At 51.7% G+C, this 17,611-nt stretch carries 13 protein-coding genes; 12 read left to right on the top strand and 1 reads right to left on the bottom strand.

Translation table 11 applies throughout. The features are described from left to right. Positions 1–466: 466 nt before the first annotated feature. Positions 467–2,077 carry a type 2 periplasmic-binding domain-containing protein gene (locus AC1DWB_RS16340; protein WP_477542145.1) on the bottom strand — a complete coding sequence of 537 codons (1,611 nt, stop codon included), beginning with the start codon at positions 2,075–2,077 and terminating at the stop codon, positions 467–469. Between the two features lie 225 nt (positions 2,078–2,302). On the opposite strand from AC1DWB_RS16340, the gene AC1DWB_RS16335 reads away from it, so the two are divergent. From AC1DWB_RS16335 to AC1DWB_RS16280, 12 genes are all read left to right on the top strand, one after another. Beyond that, complete coding sequence (locus tag AC1DWB_RS16335; RefSeq protein ID WP_477542144.1) at positions 2,303–4,531, top strand: helix-turn-helix domain-containing protein; 2,229 nt, start codon at positions 2,303–2,305, stop codon at positions 4,529–4,531. Between the two features lie 41 nt (positions 4,532–4,572). Next, the gene (locus tag AC1DWB_RS16330; protein ID WP_477542143.1) at positions 4,573–5,646 is read left to right on the top strand and encodes a Gfo/Idh/MocA family protein; all 1,074 of its coding nucleotides are present in this window, start codon (positions 4,573–4,575) and stop codon (positions 5,644–5,646) included. A gap of 1,445 nt (positions 5,647–7,091) precedes the next feature. Then, positions 7,092–8,042, top strand: coding sequence for a ribose-phosphate diphosphokinase (locus AC1DWB_RS16325; RefSeq protein WP_477542142.1), 951 nt, complete (start codon positions 7,092–7,094; stop codon positions 8,040–8,042). A gap of 99 nt (positions 8,043–8,141) precedes the next feature. After that, complete coding sequence (locus AC1DWB_RS16320; protein ID WP_477542141.1) at positions 8,142–9,884, top strand: tetratricopeptide repeat protein; 1,743 nt, start codon at positions 8,142–8,144, stop codon at positions 9,882–9,884. 38 nt (positions 9,885–9,922) lie between these two features. Next, positions 9,923–10,876, top strand: a complete 954-nt coding sequence (gene trxB, locus AC1DWB_RS16315; protein ID WP_477542163.1) for a thioredoxin-disulfide reductase — start codon at positions 9,923–9,925, stop codon at positions 10,874–10,876. 181 nt (positions 10,877–11,057) lie between these two features. Next, complete coding sequence (locus AC1DWB_RS16310; protein WP_477542140.1) at positions 11,058–12,005, top strand: ROK family glucokinase; 948 nt, start codon at positions 11,058–11,060, stop codon at positions 12,003–12,005. 51 nt (positions 12,006–12,056) lie between these two features. Further along, positions 12,057–12,971: an RNase adapter RapZ gene (gene rapZ, locus AC1DWB_RS16305; protein ID WP_477542139.1), complete on the top strand. Its 915-nt coding sequence runs from the start codon at positions 12,057–12,059 to the stop codon at positions 12,969–12,971. Beyond that, entirely contained in the window at positions 12,968–13,957 is a 990-nt protein-coding gene (locus AC1DWB_RS16300; protein WP_477542138.1) for a gluconeogenesis factor YvcK family protein, read from the top strand. Before rapZ ends, AC1DWB_RS16300 begins: the two co-directional genes overlap by 4 nt. 6 nt (positions 13,958–13,963) lie before the next feature. Beyond that, positions 13,964–14,935, top strand: coding sequence for a DNA-binding protein WhiA (whiA, locus tag AC1DWB_RS16295; RefSeq protein WP_477542137.1), 972 nt, complete (start codon positions 13,964–13,966; stop codon positions 14,933–14,935). Positions 14,936–15,080: 145 nt separating this feature from the next. After that, complete coding sequence (locus AC1DWB_RS16290; RefSeq protein ID WP_477542136.1) at positions 15,081–15,350, top strand: HPr family phosphocarrier protein; 270 nt, start codon at positions 15,081–15,083, stop codon at positions 15,348–15,350. 300 nt (positions 15,351–15,650) lie between these two features. Then, positions 15,651–16,613: an ABC transporter ATP-binding protein gene (locus AC1DWB_RS16285; RefSeq protein WP_477542135.1), complete on the top strand. Its 963-nt coding sequence runs from the start codon at positions 15,651–15,653 to the stop codon at positions 16,611–16,613. Between the two features lie 20 nt (positions 16,614–16,633). Next, a complete protein-coding gene (locus AC1DWB_RS16280; protein WP_477542134.1) occupies positions 16,634–17,590 on the top strand; it encodes an ABC transporter ATP-binding protein in 957 nt (318 codons plus the stop codon). The last annotated feature ends 21 nt before the right edge of the window (positions 17,591–17,611 follow it).

The following is a 17,611-nucleotide window of genomic DNA, read 5'->3' as shown; positions in this document are numbered from 1 at the left end:
GTGGTACGTTCGGACCGTAGATCCGTTATTTCCGTTCTGAGATGCTTATATGGAGGCTTACGGACACAGGCGCCGTTATTCGCTCTAAATGAAGCCGATTCCAGCGGATTCACTGTCATTAACGGATCGTATGTCCGTAAGCGGGTGAAATCCGGCGTTATGGCAGTGAATAGCGGATCCTGTGTCCGTTTCACTTTGAAAACGATCTAATGGAAAAACAAAAAACCTGGCCGGCGAAATTCACCGTTCAGGTTTGGTATTATTTGCATATCAGATTTAGAGACTTTGCGATTTATTGCGGATCATGGAGTGGAAAGTGAAAAAGAGAACCCTGGCGAGTTTTGGCTTGAACCTCCCACCGCTGAATCCCTTATATAACCAAAGGGAGGTTCAAACAAGATGTTTGAGCATAAAGGGTTCTTTTTCACTTGGAACGGATGTTTCCGCTTCATGAATGAAGTCTCAGTTACTTCCCTAACCCCGCCGCTTTCACTTGTGTATCGTACGCATCGAATAACTTCTTCCCATCGTACTTGTTCATCAACTCATCGCGATAGGCCGGCCAGTTCTTACCAGACTTATCCTCGAATATCGCTTTCGCTTGCAGCTCGCGTTGACGTTTGCGGAATGTAGCCAAGTCGAATCCGGTTGGTGCGATCAAGCTTGTGCCCAAGTAGGGGGCAGACGGGATAGCTGCGAGTGCCTTCTCGACTTCACGGTCATGATCGGTCATGTTCGGATCGATGATGGTCAGCCCGTATACAGCCGGTGTAGCTGGTGTGAAGAAATCCCAGATCGACAACCAGTCACCCTTCTTTGTAATATCGGCGACAATTGCCTCCGGTTTCAAAGTAATCGTCTTGCCGTTTTTGGTGTAGTGTTTGTTTTCTTGCCCATAGTGGGTAAGAAGATAGCCTTCCTCGCTGGACAACCAGTCGAGAATTTCCGCAATGCGGGTAACCTTCTCTGGCGATTTTTCCACAACGGTCTTGTGGAACAGAATCGGGGACCCTGGAGCGATACCAGATTGGATCGGCTGTTTGCCGAATGGCGTGAACGGTACCCAGTTGGCGTTCGGGAACAACGCCTTCGTCTTGGCTTGCAAGCTTTGCGGATTCGAATCATAGGCGAAGTCTTTGCTTGCGCCCAGAACAATCCCGACTTTGCCTTGAGCAGCCTTGTCTGTGTGCTGAGGGGCTTTGTTCAAGAACCAGTCTGGATCAACAACGCCATCGGAGATAACTTTGGAAATATCAGTTAACACTTGCTCAATACGCGAATCGGTTTGCATATCGATGAATTTGCCGTTTTCCAGGAATGACGCGAAGATCAACCCAGCTTTCCAATATTCCGGCCAATCGAGCCCAATTCCGTCCCCGCCTGCAGCAGTTGTGAAGCCATAAGTGTCTTTTTTGCCGTTACCATCCGGGTCGTTGTTCGTGAACGCTTTCAGCACATTGTAGTATTCTTCATACGTCTTAGGAACCTGTAAGTTCAATTTATCGAGCCAGTCTTTGCGGACGTACCAAGCCCGGTACAATTCTTTGCTATAGGGAAGCGGTGCTCGCAATACTTTGCCCTGAATTTGATAATTGTTGAATGTCTTCTCATCTACCCAATATTTGAAGTAGTTCGGCATAGCTTGGGGAGTAAAGTATTTACCAATTTCACCAAGGATGCCGTCCAAGGCGTATTTCTGTCCGCCGTCTCCAGTTGCATCGCGCCACATGTCGGGTGGATCATTGGCTGTGAGTTGAGCATTGAGCTTGTTAATGTAATCTTGACCAGCTGGCATATAATCGACGGTCAGTTTGACATTGAACTTCTCCTCAATCACTTTCTTGACGAAATCATCTTGCTCGCCTGGAAGCTGTGCGTTCGGATTGCCGTCAATCATGATCCGCAAATTCAATTTCTCTCTCTGTGGTTTTGCGGATGGTGTTGTTCCTTCAGTCTTTCCTGAAGGCGTCGGCTCAGCTTTCTTGGCCCCGTCATTAGAACCGCAGGCACTAAGTACAGTGACAGCAAGCGCTAGTGCGGTAATCATTTTCCACTTCGGACTTTTCACTTGGATCATTCGATATTCATCCCCCTGTGCATAGTGTAGTGATGGACGCCATAACCTGACTGAGAGCACCCGATCGGGTTGTCGGCATCTCTTGCTTAGTTAGCGTAACGGATGAATAACCGACTTGAATATAGACCGTTTTTGCAGCATTCCCCAATTTTGAAAGCGCTATTAATTCCTTGACGGGACTGGCCTCGCGGGGAATAATAGAGTCAATAAGGAAGGAGGGGTAGCGTGAAACGGAATTGGTTTTACCGGATGTTATTTTCGTATATGCCCGTATTTTTGGCGGTTGGCCTTACGTTGCTGCTGATCCTGTTCCTTACTGTTCGACAGCTATCCGAACGATCCTCTATACAATCGAATGAAACCGTTGCCAAGAACGCTGCCCAAATGCTGGAACAATCACTCCGTGGTATTGAAGACGGGATGTTCCTTCTTGTGAACTCCGACCCGTATATCCAGGGATATTATGGGGATACGGTGGATGACATGCATGTATCCTCTTACCAGGCTGCTCGGGCCTTGGTGAGCTTGCAAGAGCGCTTTCCGCTCATTCATTCCCTTTATTTGGTGAATCCAGAGGAAGGCACCGTTCTTGAGCCTACTAGCATTGCGAGTCTGGAACGTTACGCGGATAAAGCGTTTATCGATGCCAAAATGACGTCCGACTCCCGCTATCTCTGGGGGGACCGCCGGACGATCGTATCCGCTACATCAACATATAACCACGAGATCATATCTCTTGCGCGACTCTCCAGCCTGCGCACTAGAGGGCTGCTAGTCGTCCAAGTGGACGTGGCTTCGTTGCAAAATCTGTTAAGCCAATCGGTCGATACGTCCATCGGGTATTTGCGGATTACAGACGCTACCGGGGCCATAGTCGCATCTACCATCAGCTCAGACGAGGATGGGAAGGAACGAAGGAAGCTGGCTTCCGTCGAGATGTGGTATACACACTGGGTGGTAGAAAGCGGTGTCTTGCAGCCGGGCATGCTGAGTTGGGCAGAGCCTGTGCTGTACGTGTCGGTTTCCCTGGGAAGCGTATGCATCTTCTTCGGATTGCTCTGGTTCGTGCTCGCCACTCGCCGGCACTATCGTCCGGTGCAGAACTTGCTCAGGCAGGTAGGCGACATTACGTTAAAGAAACCGATGGACCCTATAACAGAAAATCGTAGAGACGAGTTCCAGACGATTGGCCGAGCATTGGACAATTTATGGAACCACTCGAACCGGTTGAAGCAAGAAAATGAAGAGAACCTGAGGTTCAAGCGCGAGCATCAGTTCCGTAGACTGGCCGAAGGCCGATTCGATGCAGCGTCCTTCCATGCCAAGAGGGAGGAGGAATTGTTCGGACTGCAGCTCGACATAGGCCGACCGACGGCCATCATTGTCGATATTGATCGGTTCATAGCCGCAATTAGCGTGCCATATACAGAGGAAGAACGGCATTGGATGTTGTCTAAATTGCATGGTGGTCTGGTGCAGACGCTCGAAGTGGATGGTTACTCTTTCACGTGCGACTGGTTGTCGGAGCAGCAATTAGGCGCCATCGTCATGCAGCGGGAGACCGTCGATGCAGAGATCGGCTTGCTTGCCACGTTGGAGCGATTCCGCGTGTGGACCGAACAGCACCTGCCTTTTACCGTGACGATAGCTGCCGGGGTATCCGTCGACCGGATCGAAGCGGTCTCCGTCTCATTCCAGACGGCTCGCAGAGCGATTTCTTACAAGATGTCGCTGGGCAGCAATCGCTTTATTCCGCTTAGCGCCCTGCCGGATGGCGGGGAGCCTGATCTGATTCAGGAGCTGGAGCGAATCGAGGAAATCAGCCGTTCCTTGAGGATGGGGGAGACGGAGTGGGAGCATGAACTGACCCAACTGTCTGCGGCGCTTACGACTCGATTGTTCGGCGGTGAACAGGTTCGGAACTTGCTGTACGTCCTGTTGTTCCATATTCAGCATAAGATGAGCGACTTGCCTGCCGAACTGGATGGGATGTGGCAGACCGCCAATGGACGATTGATGAACAGCTTAAGGGAAGGCGAGAGCCTTGCAGAGATAAGTGGAGCCCTGAAGGGGACGCTTGGAGCTGTCTCGGAGCAAATCCGCCTGTGGCGGGATTCCAAAAATAATCATGGAGTCATACAGGAAGTCAAACGGTATATTGACGACCATTACTTCGACCCAAACTTGTCGCAGTCGATGCTAGGTGAAGCGTTCCGGCTTCATCCGAGTTCGATCAGCCGGTTGTTCAAGGAGGAGTACGGGGTGAAGTTCGTCGATTACGTGAATGGGGTACGCGTCGAGCAAGCGCTTCAGCTCATGGCGGGCGACGATCTCCCTGTCCATGTCATCGCCGAGAAGGTCGGATTCGTGCATAGCAAAACGTTCATTCAAGTGTTCAAAAAAATTACGGGTGCCACACCAGGAACTTACAGGAAGGAACGAACCGGTTCCTAGGCGGTGTTTTGAAGAGAGAGGGAGAGAGAGTGACACATACTATGACTAGAAAGATAAGAATCGGAATTGTAGGCTGCGGAGTAATGGGCCGTGTTTATTTGAAAGCGGCTGAAGGTCAAAATCTTATTCAGATTTCAGCGGTGGCAGATGTGAACGGGCAGGCCGCTCAGGCTGCAGCTTCGGAGTTTGGCGTGCCGGCGTGGTACGACTCTGCTGAATCGCTAATTGATGCTGCCGACGTGGATGCGGTGTTACTGGCCGTACCGGCAGCATTTCGAACGAAGCTGGCGCTGCACGCCTTCGCCGCCGGCAAGCATGTGCTGCTGGAGAAACCGGTAGCGCTCACCGCGAAGGAAGCGGAGCAATTGCTCCAAGCTTCCGGTGAACTCGTGGCGGCCTGTTGCTCCTCGCGCTTGCGCTTCTCCGATTCCGCCGAGACGGTGCGGCGTCTGCTCGATGAGCGCGCGATCGGCACACTGCGAACGATATCGTGCCGGTGGCTAGTGCCGGCCAAGGCGAAGCCGGACCCGGACAATCTGCCTCCGGCATGGAGGCTGAACCCGGCCTTGAACGGCGGAGGAAATCTCACCAACCTGGGCACATACGTGCTCGATTACATGTTGGGCGTTACCGGATGGAAGCATGTACCCCGCACCGTATATGGCCGCGTATGGACGCTGCAGGATTCGTTCAGCGACCATGTCGTGCCCGGTTCTGTCGGCGAGACGCACTCGACTGCCATGATTACATGTGACGGGGAGGGAGCGCCTGTTATTCTAATCGAGCAAGGAGAGTACGTGGTTGGACCTTCGGAAGCGGCCTGGCAGATTATCGGGGATGCAGGAAGCATTCAATTCCGGATTGTGCCTGGTCTTCGCAATGAGGTCATTCTGTATCGATATAGTGACGTTAACGGAGTTGAGCCGGAGACGGTATGGTCCGGGGATGAGACGTTCGCCGAGCTGCAGTGCCGAGTGTTGGCGGACTTCGCCGGAGCCATTCTGGAAGGGCGGGAGCCGCGCACCACACTGCGGCAAGCTTACGTTCTGCAGAAGACGATTGAGGCGGTCTATGCCTCGTCAGCCAGCGGCCAGACCGAGCAATTGATCCCGTAAGGGGATGCTGAGTGCGAGATAGGGGCCGTATACCCCCTCTAAACCTTTCGGAGCTGGATGCGAAAGGTTTATTTTGACGCCAGAAAGTATAAGTTTTACGGACGAATAACGGATTCTGTGTCCGTAAGTAAGGACTAATAAGAGCGAGCGGCTTAAAAGGAAAAAAGAGGGCAATGGGGTTCAGTCGCGATTGGGAAGTTGGTACTAGGCAGAAAGCGATTGTTGTGGAGATCATTCTAGCGAATCCTGCAAAAGTACAAGATTTTTGACCTGTTTGCATCCGAAAGTGCAATATTGTTGCGAAAGTGCAGCTTTTTAGCTGTAGTTCGGGCGATATCGAGATCTTGTCGATAAAAAAACTGCACTATTGCAGCATCTCGGAATTCGAAGAGGCCACATGGAAGACGTAACGCCTTGAGTGTACGAAGACGTAACTCCTAATACGAAAGAAGAACGAAAGAGGGAGTGGGAGGGGGTGGAGAAGCGGAGCGTCCGTCGGAACTAAATTTCAACAACGGTCGGAATCTCATCCCATGCCCTCCCCGCGCACACAACTGAACTCAACGACCAAGGACCCGGCTGCTGGTTTGTTTTTTTCTTAACATATAAGAATTTATAAGTTTTTGGGGTTTATCCTTTTTCAACTGATATGGCCTGGGAACAGGGAGTTCAGTTATCTTGGCTGGGAAGGAGTCAGAAACGGTAGGTTGGATGGGTTAACTCGTCGATAGAATCGACTAACTCTCGGGGATGAGGGAAGTTAAGCTCGAGTTAGTCGATAAAATCGACAAACAGCCTGTATGTTAATTTCAAATTATTGATTCTGATTACAACATATTGGATGTCCTGTGATTACGTGGGATCATCTTGGGACCGGTATCAGAAGATTACACTCGGAAAAACCGGACGCGGAGCGTACGGACAAAGGAAACTCCTTGAAGGAAAGCAGAACAAAAAGGGAGTGAGCAGGAGAGTGGAGAAGCGAAGCGTCCGCCTTTGAAATCGATTCCTAACCACCACAACATTTCAATCAAAGGAATCGATTTCAACAGCGGGTGGAACCTCCTGTTCACTCCCTCCCCACGCGCCAAACTGAACACAACCACCAAGGACCTGGCCATAAGCCGGGCTTTTCTTAGGTGTCTAGCCCGTATGAAATCTACGTGTGACAGGTAAAAACTCCAACATCTTCCGCCAAAATGTACGTATACATTCGGCGATTGTTACAAAAATTCGACAAACATGTCGTTTTCTTTTGAATTTGATTGTCGAACAGGTATAATAAAACTGCGACGATGCGAAATCTCCATCACAGCCGTATGCGGCGTATCTGACTTGGCCTGAATATCAGACAACTGAGATAATGTGATTTTTTTTATTTTTGTAAATGTAGTGCACTAACCGGCGGAGTGGATCGAACTTCGCACAACATTTAGGGGGTAACCATGTACACGGACAATTGTAAAATTTTCAGCGGATCGTCCAATCCGAAGCTGGCGGGGGCCATTTGCACAGAATTAGGTGTGCCACTTGGCAAGATCAAGCTTTCTCGTTTCAAGTGTGGAGAGATTTATTGCCACTACGAGGAGACGATCCGAAATTGCGACGTGTTCTTGGTGCAGACATTCTCTGCCCCTGTCAACGATCACATGATGGAATTGCTCATTATGATCGATGCCGCCAAACGGGCTTCTGCCAGGACGGTTAACATTGTTATGCCGTATTATGGTTATTCGCGACAAGAGCGTAAGGCTTCGCCACGTGAGCCAATCTCGGCCAAGCTGGTTGCGGATCTGCTCACCACGGCAGGTGCTCACTCGATTATGACGGTTGACCTTCATGCGCCGGCTATTCAAGGCTTCTTCAACATCCCGGTGAACCATCTGACCGCAACCGACATGATCAGCGACTACATCCGGTGCAAGAACATTCCGAATCCGGTCGTCGTATCGCCAGACGTTGGACGGGCCGCTACAGCAGAGAACTTGGCCAGCAACTTGAATGCACCGTTCGCCATCATGATCAAGAAGCGCCACGCTCATAACGAAGCGGTTATCACGCACGTGATCGGTGACGTTGAAGGACGCACGCCGATTATTATAGAAGATATGATTGATACAGGCGGTTCGATCATTAAAGTCGTAGAGGGGCTCAAGGAACGCGGCGCGGCCGATGCATACGTATGTGCTACACATCCGGTATTCACAGACCCTGCCTTGAAACGACTGGACCACCCGAACATCCGGGAAATCATCATTACGGACTCTATCGCATTGCCGGACAATGTAAGCGATAAGTTCAAAGTATTGTCGCTCGCTCACTTGTTCTCCGACGCCATTCGCATTATTATGCAAGGCGGTTCGATTAGCACGCTGTTCAAATATGGTGGCGTCTAATAAGGGCTTGAGCGCGTTTCTGAGCGCTATTCCCTGTAGGTTATCGGAATGAACTGTGATATACTTGAGGGAAGTATGTCACTGGAGGTGTCAACAACCATGGCGAAGAAAAAGCCTGTGGCCGATGCGAAGCCGCGAAACGTCATCTCGATTCAGATGGATGCCACTTTCTTTTTCGAAAGAGCTGTCCAGTCCTTGGATCGACACCACTATGACAAAGCGTTGAAGTACTTTCGCAAGGCTGTCGATTACGAGCCCGACAACCCTGTCAATCATTGCAACTTAGCCGGTGTTCTCTCCGAAACAGGTAACTTCGAAGAGTCGAATCGGATATTAAATCATATTGTAGAACAGATTGATCCTGCTATGACCGAGTGTTATTTCTACTTGGCTAACAACTATGCCAATATGGATGACTACGAGAAAGCAGAAGAAGCGCTCATTTATTATTTGGAACATGACCCGCACGGTCATTACTTGGAAGAAGCCGAGGAGATGATGGAACTGCTCAGTTATGAGCTGAACCGTCCTACTCGGCTGAAGTCGATTAAGAGCCGGGAAGGCATGTTCGAGCACGATCGGGCTCGGGCACTGCTGGAGGAAGGGAAGTTCTCCGAAGCAGTCCGTATTCTGGAGAAGTTGGTGAGCGATACGCCTGATTTCCTGGCAGCTCGCAACAACTTGGCGTTGGCTTATTATTACATGGGCTTATTCGACAAGTCGATGGATACAATACGGGAAGTGCTTGAGGTAGACCCCGGTAATTTGCACGCCTTGTGCAATGTCGCGATCTTTTATCAGCATAACGAGGAGAAGGACAAATTACTCCCGTTACTGAGTCAGCTTCGGAAGACGTATCCGCTTCATCATGACCATGTATTCAAGCTGGCCACGACGATGGGGATTTTGTCCGAGCATGAGACAGCGTTTCGCTTGTTCCGCCGGTTGTTGAAGAGTGTCGAATCGGGACTCGATCCGTGTTTGTACCACTATACGGCTGTTGCGGCTTATCATATCGGTCGTTATAAGGAAGCGGAGAAGCTGTGGCGTATTGTGGAGAAGCTCGATCCGGGTACAGAGGTGGCCCCTTTCTATCTGAATCAGCTTCAGCAAGTGAGAGCCGGCGAGAAGAGGCCGATCAGCTACCACTACCACCTTCCCTTCGAAGAGCAGTTCAAGGTGTTGGAATCTGCAGAAGATGGTATTCCCGATCATATGAGACGGGACCCGCTTGTGCGTTCCTCGTTCTTCTGGGCGCTCCGTCACGGGGATGCCGATACGAAGCTGCAGGTCATTCAAGCGTTCGGGATCATTGCAGACAGTGAAGTGGAAGACGCGCTGAGAGAGTTCCTGCTTGATCCGAAGGAAGACGAGTACTTGAAGAAAGTAGCCATGTTCGTTCTGCGCAGTATGCGGGCGAAGGAACCGATCCAGGTTCTGCTGGAAGGGAAGCAAGTTACGACCGAGTCTGCTCCCTGGTCTCCGAATCTGCCGATCTGGAAAGAACAATGGCAAGAAGTCATGCAGTGTGCACTCCGTATGATGGAGAAGCGTTATGATATGATCCAACAGCACGATCTGGAGACTTTGTGGGTGGAGTTCCTCACTCGCATGTATCCTAGCGTACCGAAGATCACCAAGATCGATGGCTGGGCGGCGGCCTTGGAATACTTGACCGCCAAGATGCATCGTCGACAAATCTCGTACCATGAAGTTGCGGCCCGTTACGGGATCTCTACTACGACCGTCAGCAAGCATGTGAAGACGATTGACGACGCATGCGGACTCAAGGCCAAGATGGATGAAATATTCCCCAAGCTCACTAGATCGGAGCAAGGGTAACTCTATACAAACGTACAAAGGAGCATATACCGATGAGCATCTACCCTAGTATTGTAGTTGGAACCGGTCCTGCGGGATTGACGGCCGCCATCTATCTGGCCCGTGCGAATCTGAAGCCTCTTGTGATTGAAGGTCCTGAGCCAGGCGGACAGTTGACGACCACTACAGAGGTCGAGAACTTCCCAGGGTTTCCGGAAGGCATTATGGGGCCTGAGTTGATGGACAATATGCGCAAGCAAGCCGAGCGCTTCGGAGCGGAGTTCCGTACAGGCTGGATCAATGAAGTCGACCTGTCCAAGCGCCCGTTCACGCTCAAGCTTGAAGGCGGACACGAGCTGCAGGCAGAGACGCTTATTATCTCGACCGGCGCTTCAGCGAAGCTGCTGGGCATCGAGGGCGAGAAGGCCAATATGGGCCGAGGCGTCAGTACTTGTGCAACATGCGACGGATTTTTCTTCCGCGGGAAGCGGATTATCGTAGTAGGCGGAGGAGACTCTGCAATGGAAGAAGCGAACTTCTTGACTCGGTTCGGTTCAGAGGTACGCCTCGTCCATCGTCGTCCTGAGCTGCGAGCTTCGAAGATTATGCAGGATCGGGCGCGCGACAACGAGAAGGTCAAGTGGAGCCTGAATCGGACGCCGCTTGAGGTGGTGGCCGGTGAGAAGGGCGTGACTGCCTTGAAGGTCCGCAATAACGAGACAGGCGAAGAAGAACTGCTTGAGACTGACGGCATCTTCGTGGCGATTGGACATACGCCGAATACCGGATTCCTAGGCGGACAGCTGGAAACCGATGAAGCGGGCTACCTGATCGTCAAGCCAGGCACATCGGAGACGAATATTCCAGGCGTGTTCGCTTGTGGAGACGTGCAGGATCACCGTTATCGCCAAGCGATAACAGCAGCAGGAAGTGGCTGTATGGCTGCACTGGATTGTGAGAAGTTTCTGGAGGGACAGGCGGTTCACGACTGGAGCCAATCCGTTCATAAATAAGACGTTATATTCGGGATCGCACACGCTGGATCCGGAATGTAACGGAAGCGGGAATCCCCTTCGGCTGTTGGCTGATGGGGATTCCACTGCTTCTCGGGAGCCCTTGTCCAGCTTGACCTTCCGATAGGGTTGGCTTATAGTTGGATCAGAAGCATAACATTTTATATGGGGTGACAAAGGAATGTCGGAAAAGATTTATATCGGCGTGGACTTGGGTGGTACGAATATTAAAGTGGGGATATGTAGTGCTGAAGGCAGCTTGCTCCACACCTTCGAGGGACCGACTGAGGCAGAGGAAGGCCCGCAAGCCGTGCTCGATCGAATCGCACAATATGTGAAGCAGATTGTATCCGACTCGTCATATACATGGGATCAGGTCGGAGGCGTAGGCGCTGGTATTGCCGGGTTTATTGATCTGGCAGAGGGTGTCGTGCTGGCGGCTCCGAACTTGAAATGGGAGAACGTGGCTGTGAAGCGGGAGTTGGCTGAACGGCTCGGACTGCCTGTACAAATCAATAACGATGCCAACGTTGCAGCACTGGGTGAAGCATGGGGCGGAGCAGGTAAGGGCTTGCAACATCTCGTCTGCTTCACGCTCGGAACCGGCGTTGGCGGCGGCATTATTATTACCGGCAAGATTGTGGAAGGGTTCCGCGGCATGGCAGCCGAGCTGGGACATATTAAAGTCGTTCCCGATCTGGAAGCGATTCAATGCGGCTGCGGCCAGATGGGCTGCGTTGAAACAGTCTCTTCGGCAACCGGCATCATTCGGATGGCCAAGGATGCAGTCAGCCGCGGAGAATCGACCTCGCTATCGGAGCTGGAGACGATCTCGGCGAAGTCTGTATTCGATGCCGCGAAGGACGGAGACGAAGTCTCGATCCGCATCGTGAAGCGAGCGGCCCATTATTTGGCCAAAGCGATGGCAGCGGTAGCGGTCGTATTGAACCCGCAGCGGTTCATTATCGGCGGTGGTGTAGCACGCGCGGGTGATATATTGTTCGACGAAATTCGTAAGGTTTACAAGTTAAACGTACCGCCTGTATTCACAGAAGGTGTCGATATTGTACCGGCTCTATTGGGCAACGATGCGGGGATTGTCGGAGCGGCCGGATTGAATCTAGAATAACCTCATCTGTATGATCGGTTGGAAAATTAGCTTTGGGGAGGGGGAAGAGGTATGGTTCATCTGGAGGACGGAAGTTCATCCGCGCCCAAGCTGGTTATCATAACCGGCATGTCGGGTGCGGGGAAGACGATTGCTGTGCAAAGTCTGGAAGACTTGGGTTTCTTCTGTGTGGACAATTTGCCGCCAGTGTTGATTCCCAAATTCGCGGAGTTAATAGACCAGTCGAAGGGGCGCATCGGCAAGGTGGCGCTTGTCATCGATTTGCGTGGTCGAGAGTTCTTCACGTCACTCTCAGAATCGCTTCGTACCATTCGAGAGGACTACACCATTACCTACGAAATCCTCTTCCTGGATGCGACAGATGCGCTGCTCGTTCAGCGATATAAGGAGAGCCGGCGCCGACATCCGCTTGCTCCAGAAGGCTTGCCGCTCGACGGTATTCGTCTGGAGCGGAAACTGTTGGAGGAACTGAAAGGGATGGCTACTCAGGTTATCGACACGAGCAACTTGAAGCCGGCTGAGTTGAAGGAACGGATTATCGATCGGTTCACGAATATGGGTCGTTCCGGCATCTCGGTTAACGTCATCTCGTTCGGATTCAAATATGGCATTCCCATTGACGCGGATCTGATCTTCGATGTCCGGTTTCTACCCAACCCTCACTATATTGATCAACTCCGCCCGAATACGGGCATGGATCAGGATGTCTATGACTATGTAATGAAATGGTCAGAGACGCAGCAGTTTCTAATTAAGCTTATCGATATGTTGCAATTCCTCATCCCCCAGTACGACAAGGAAGGCAAGAGTCAGGTTGTCGTAGGAATCGGCTGTACCGGAGGGAAGCATCGTTCGGTCGCAATTGCGGAATACTTAGGGAAACGGCTGGGAACGAGCGAGACGGAAACGGTACGTGTCAGTCATCGAGATGCCGATCGAGATCGTAAGCCGGAGGTGAGTCGATGACGGAGGAGCAGGTTAGCTCTAGCGACAAGCCACGAATCGTTGTGATCGGCGGTGGGACCGGTCTCTCGGTCATGCTGCGCGGCTTGAAGGAGAAGCCGCTCGACATTACAGCCATCGTCACCGTAGCCGACGATGGAGGAAGCTCCGGCATTCTGCGTTCGGAGCTACAGATGCCGCCTCCGGGTGATATTCGCAATGTGCTCATCTCCCTCGCTGATGTAGAACCGCTGCTCGCCAAGATGCTGGAGCATCGCTTCAGTGCCGGCTCGGCCTTGGCCGGGCATAGCCTTGGCAACCTCATCCTGGCCGCGATGAAGGATATTACCGGGGACTTCGTCACTGGGGTGAAGGAGATGAGCCGTGTCTTCGCTGTGCGTGGCCGAGTGTTGCCGGCCAGTGACCAGCAGATCGTGCTGAAGGCTGAGATGCTGGACGGCACAATTGTGGAGGGCGAGTCTAACATTCCGAAGGCCGGCGGCAAGATCAAGCGTGTCTTTATCGAGCCGCCCGACGTGTCCGCACTGGGCGAGGCCGTGGAAGCGATTCGCGAAGCAGACGCCATTCTTATCGGTCCAGGCAGCTTGTTCACAAGCATCCTGCCGAATCTGCTTGTACATGACTTGGCCGAGGCGCTGACGAGCTCGCAAGCCGTGAAGATATTCGTCTGCAATGTGATGACCCAACCGGGGGAAACCGATGATTATTCAGTCAGTGATCATTTGCAGGCCATTTATGAACATGTCGGTCATCATTTATTCGATTATGTCATAGTCAATAATGGAGAGATCCCGCCTCAAGTGCAGGACAGGTATGCAGAAAAAGGGGCGAAGGCCGTCCATCTGGACTTGGAGGAAGTGACCAAGCGGGGGTACAAGGTTATCGCCGATCGGCTGGTGTTGTTCCGCACATACCTACGGCATGATGCGGAGAGGTTAAGCCATCATATCTATCAATTGGTGGAAAGTTGGATGGTTAGAAAGAGGTGAGTTCCGTTGTCCTTTGCAGCCCAGACGAAGAAAGAGTTGACCTTGATCGAAGCTGAATCATGCTGCGAGCGGGCCGAATTAGCGGCCTTGATCCGTATGAACGGCTCCGTGCAGCTGACGAATCAGCGCATCGTCCTGGACATCTCGACGGAAAATGCGGCTATAGCCCGACGGATTTACTCCTTGATTAAGAAAATGTTCGATATTCATACGGAGCTGTTCGTGCGGAAGAAGATGCGCCTGAAGAAGAATAACGTCTACATCGTACGTCTGCCAGGGCAAGTGCAGGAGATCTTGTCGGACTTGCACATCGTGTCCGAAGGGTTTCAGTTCACGACGGGGATTGACAAGCGTATCGTTCGCGGCAGCTGTTGCCGCAAAGCCTACCTGCGCGGCGCCTTCATGGCCGGGGGCTCGGTCAACAATCCGGAAGGCTCATCCTACCATCTGGAGATCGCCTCGATGTACGAGGAACACTGCCAGGCGCTCTGTCAACTTGCGAACCGGTACGATCTGAATGCCCGATGCATCGAACGCAAGAAAGGCTTCGTCCTCTACATGAAGGAAGGGGAGAAGATTATACAATTCCTCAGCTTGATTGGGGCGCACCAGGCTCTGCTAAGGTTCGAGGATGTCCGAATCATGAAGGATATGCGCAACTCCGTCAACCGGATTGTGAATTGTGAGACGGCTAATCTGAACAAAACGATCGGGGCGGCTGTTAGGCAGATTGATAACATACGGCTGCTGCAGAAGACAGTCGGGCTGGAGAACTTGCCGGATAAGCTTCGGGAAGTAGCAGAGATTCGCTTGCAGCACTCGGACATGAATTTGAAAGAGGTCGGTGAGATGCTCAAGGGCAGTGTTAGCAAGTCTGGGGTGAATCATCGGCTGCGAAAGTTGGATGAATTAGCGGAAAAAGTAAGAAATTCTCAGCCTGATTCGAAAATGCCAACGTTTTCTTTTACAGATTCATGAAAAATGGTATAATAAAATAATAAGAAAAGCTCGTTCACGGAGCCATCTCGAAGAAGTCATCAAATTTCTTCATTTGAGGTAGCTTTTGTTGTGAATCAGATGTGTTTATTGAAACAAGTGATGGATGTAGGGGGTATAGGCGATAATGACAAGACGACCAGCAGTCGTTAAGCTCAGAACAGGGCTCCACGCCAGACCGGCAGCATTATTCGTACAAGAGGCGAACAAATTCTCTTCTGAGATCTTCGTGGAGAAGGATGATAAGAAAGTGAATGCCAAGAGCATCATGGGTATTATGAGCTTGGCAATCAGTACAGGTACGGAAGTACACATTAGTGCAGAAGGTTCGGATTCCGAGCAGGCTGTAACCGCTTTGGTCGCACTTGTCGGCAAAGAGGAATTGGAGAATCAATAAGAGAGACGCTTCCTCAGGGAAGCGTTGTTTACATGCTTGAATTTGTTCGCAAAACGGTACTATCCCATGAGGATAGTGCCGTTTTGCTATGTTTCAATCCTTTATTACATTACTTCGTGCAAGCAGTATTGCGGTTGAGTAGGGACGCATTAACGTTTCTTCGCGTCTAAGAAATAAAGTTTCATGGAAATAAATAAAACGTGACAAATTGTTTATTAAACTTTAAAATAAAAATATTGTAAATTTCGTTAGATGACTTGTTCCATTGTTTATTACTATTTCCGAGTGAAGGTGAGCCTCTTGTCCGATGCAATCTTAGAAGTAAAGTCGCTCAGAACCGTATTCAAGGACAAGAAGAAGGAGCTTGCTGTTGTCGATGGGATCGATTTTCAGATCGGTCCTAACGAAGTAGTCGCTCTTGTCGGAGAATCCGGGTGCGGCAAAAGTATGACCTCCCTATCGATTATGCAGCTTTTGCCGCGTGCTGGCGAAATTGCCGAAGGAGAGGTTCGTTTTCGCGGTCGCAATCTGGTGGGCCTGAAGCGGGGAGAGATGGCTAAGGTAAGAGGGCGGCAAATCGCCATGATCTTTCAAGAGCCGATGACCTCACTTAATCCCGTTCTGACAATTGGTACGCAGATGACCGAAGGGGTCATGAAACATTTGAAGATCACGCGATTGGAAGCGATCTCTACAGCGGATCAGTGGTTGCGGCGTGTTGGTTTCCCGGAGCCGGCGCGAATCCGCAAAGAGTATCCGCACCGCTTGTCCGGGGGGATGCGTCAGCGTGTGATGCTGGCAATGGCAATGGCTTGCAAGCCTGATCTGCTGATCGCAGATGAGCCTACGACCGCTCTAGACGTGACGATTCAAGCTCAAGTGCTGGATATGATCCGCAGCTTGCTCCAAGAGTCAGATATGTCTGTCTTGTTCATTACGCATGATCTGGGTGTCGTGGCCGAGATGGCTACACGGGTCATAGTCATGTATGCCGGCCAAATCGTAGAGACGACGGACGTCAAGACGTTGTTCACCGCTCCTCAGCATCCGTATACGAAGGGACTGCTGCAGTCTACGCCACGGATGCATGGCAGCATTGAGAAGCTGGTCCCGATCCCGGGAACGGTTCCGTCTGCTGGCAATTTTCCAGCGGGCTGCCGCTTCGCAGACCGTTGCCCTATGGTTACGGAAGAATGCCGCGAGAAATTACCGGAACTAAGAGAGATTCAACCTGGTCACCAGGTCCGCTGCATCCGGGTATAAATGGTTAGGAGGATATGGACGTGAGTGCTCCGCTTCTTGAGATTAAAGGATTGAAGAAACATTTCATGATCGGCAACAGCGCTAAGAACGGCTTTGTCAAAGCTGTAGACGGTGTGGATCTGACAGTAGGAGAAGGCGAGACGTTGGGTATCGTTGGTGAATCGGGCTGCGGCAAATCAACCGTCGGCCGTCTAGCGCTGCGATTGCTTGATTCTACCGCAGGCGAGATTCGCTTCAACGGCGTTTCCATCGAGCGTATGAACCAACGCCAATTCCGCCCGCTGCGCAAAGACATGCAGTGTGTGTTCCAGGATCCGTATGCATCGCTCAACCCCCGCATCTCGGTTGGTAAAGCCGTAGCCGAGCCCCTTGTCGTGCAAGGGGGATTAAGCTGGCGAGACGCGATGGTGCGGGCAGAGGAGCTATTGCAGACCGTAGGCTTAAGCGCGCATGCCTCGAAGCTGTACCCCCACGAATTCTCGGGCGGGCAGCGTCAACGTATCGCGATAGCCCGGGCGATCTCCTTGAAGCCGAAGCTGATCGTGGCGGATGAACCGGTATCGGCACTGGACGTATCGATCCAGGCGCAGATCGTCAATCTGCTAGGAGAGCTGCAGGCGAAGACGAAGGTGTCCTACTTGTTCATCTCGCACAACCTGAGCATCGTGCGGCACATCTCCAACCGGGTCGCCGTCATGTATCTAGGGCGAATTGTAGAGTCCGGCAGTCGGGATCAGCTGTTCAACAGTCCGAAGCATCCTTATACACAGGCACTGCTGTCATCCGTGCCTGAGCCGGAGGTAGGCAATCGGAACGCGCGGATCGTCTTATCCGGTGAAGTGCCGAATGCTGCCAATCCGCCGTCCGGCTGTGCGTTCCATCCTAGGTGTCCACACGCCACCGAACGCTGCCGGATCGAGCAGCCTATCTTCAAAGAAGTGGAGCCGGGGCATTCCGCCTCGTGCCATTTCATATAAAACATTGCGATTATCGAAAGG

This window comes from Paenibacillus sp. P4_E11, assembly GCF_056401635.1.
Note: the sequence above shows the minus strand (reverse complement) of the source record. Positions and strands in the feature narration are given on the sequence as shown.

Bases quoted from the DNA above. Each gene is read 5' to 3' on its own strand.
- AC1DWB_RS16310 (WP_477542140.1), top strand. From the start codon at position 11,058: ATGTCGGAAAAGATTTATATCGGCGTGGACTTGGGTGGTACGAATATT.
- AC1DWB_RS16340 (WP_477542145.1), bottom strand. From the start codon at position 2,077: ATGATCCAAGTGAAAAGTCCGAAGTGGAAAATGATTACCGCACTAGCG.
- rapZ (WP_477542139.1), top strand. From the start codon at position 12,057: ATGGTTCATCTGGAGGACGGAAGTTCATCCGCGCCCAAGCTGGTTATC.
- AC1DWB_RS16300 (WP_477542138.1), top strand. From the start codon at position 12,968: ATGACGGAGGAGCAGGTTAGCTCTAGCGACAAGCCACGAATCGTTGTG.
- AC1DWB_RS16325 (WP_477542142.1), top strand. From the start codon at position 7,092: ATGTACACGGACAATTGTAAAATTTTCAGCGGATCGTCCAATCCGAAG.
- AC1DWB_RS16320 (WP_477542141.1), top strand. From the start codon at position 8,142: ATGGCGAAGAAAAAGCCTGTGGCCGATGCGAAGCCGCGAAACGTCATC.
- AC1DWB_RS16290 (WP_477542136.1), top strand. From the start codon at position 15,081: ATGACAAGACGACCAGCAGTCGTTAAGCTCAGAACAGGGCTCCACGCC.
- AC1DWB_RS16330 (WP_477542143.1), top strand. From the start codon at position 4,573: ATGACTAGAAAGATAAGAATCGGAATTGTAGGCTGCGGAGTAATGGGC.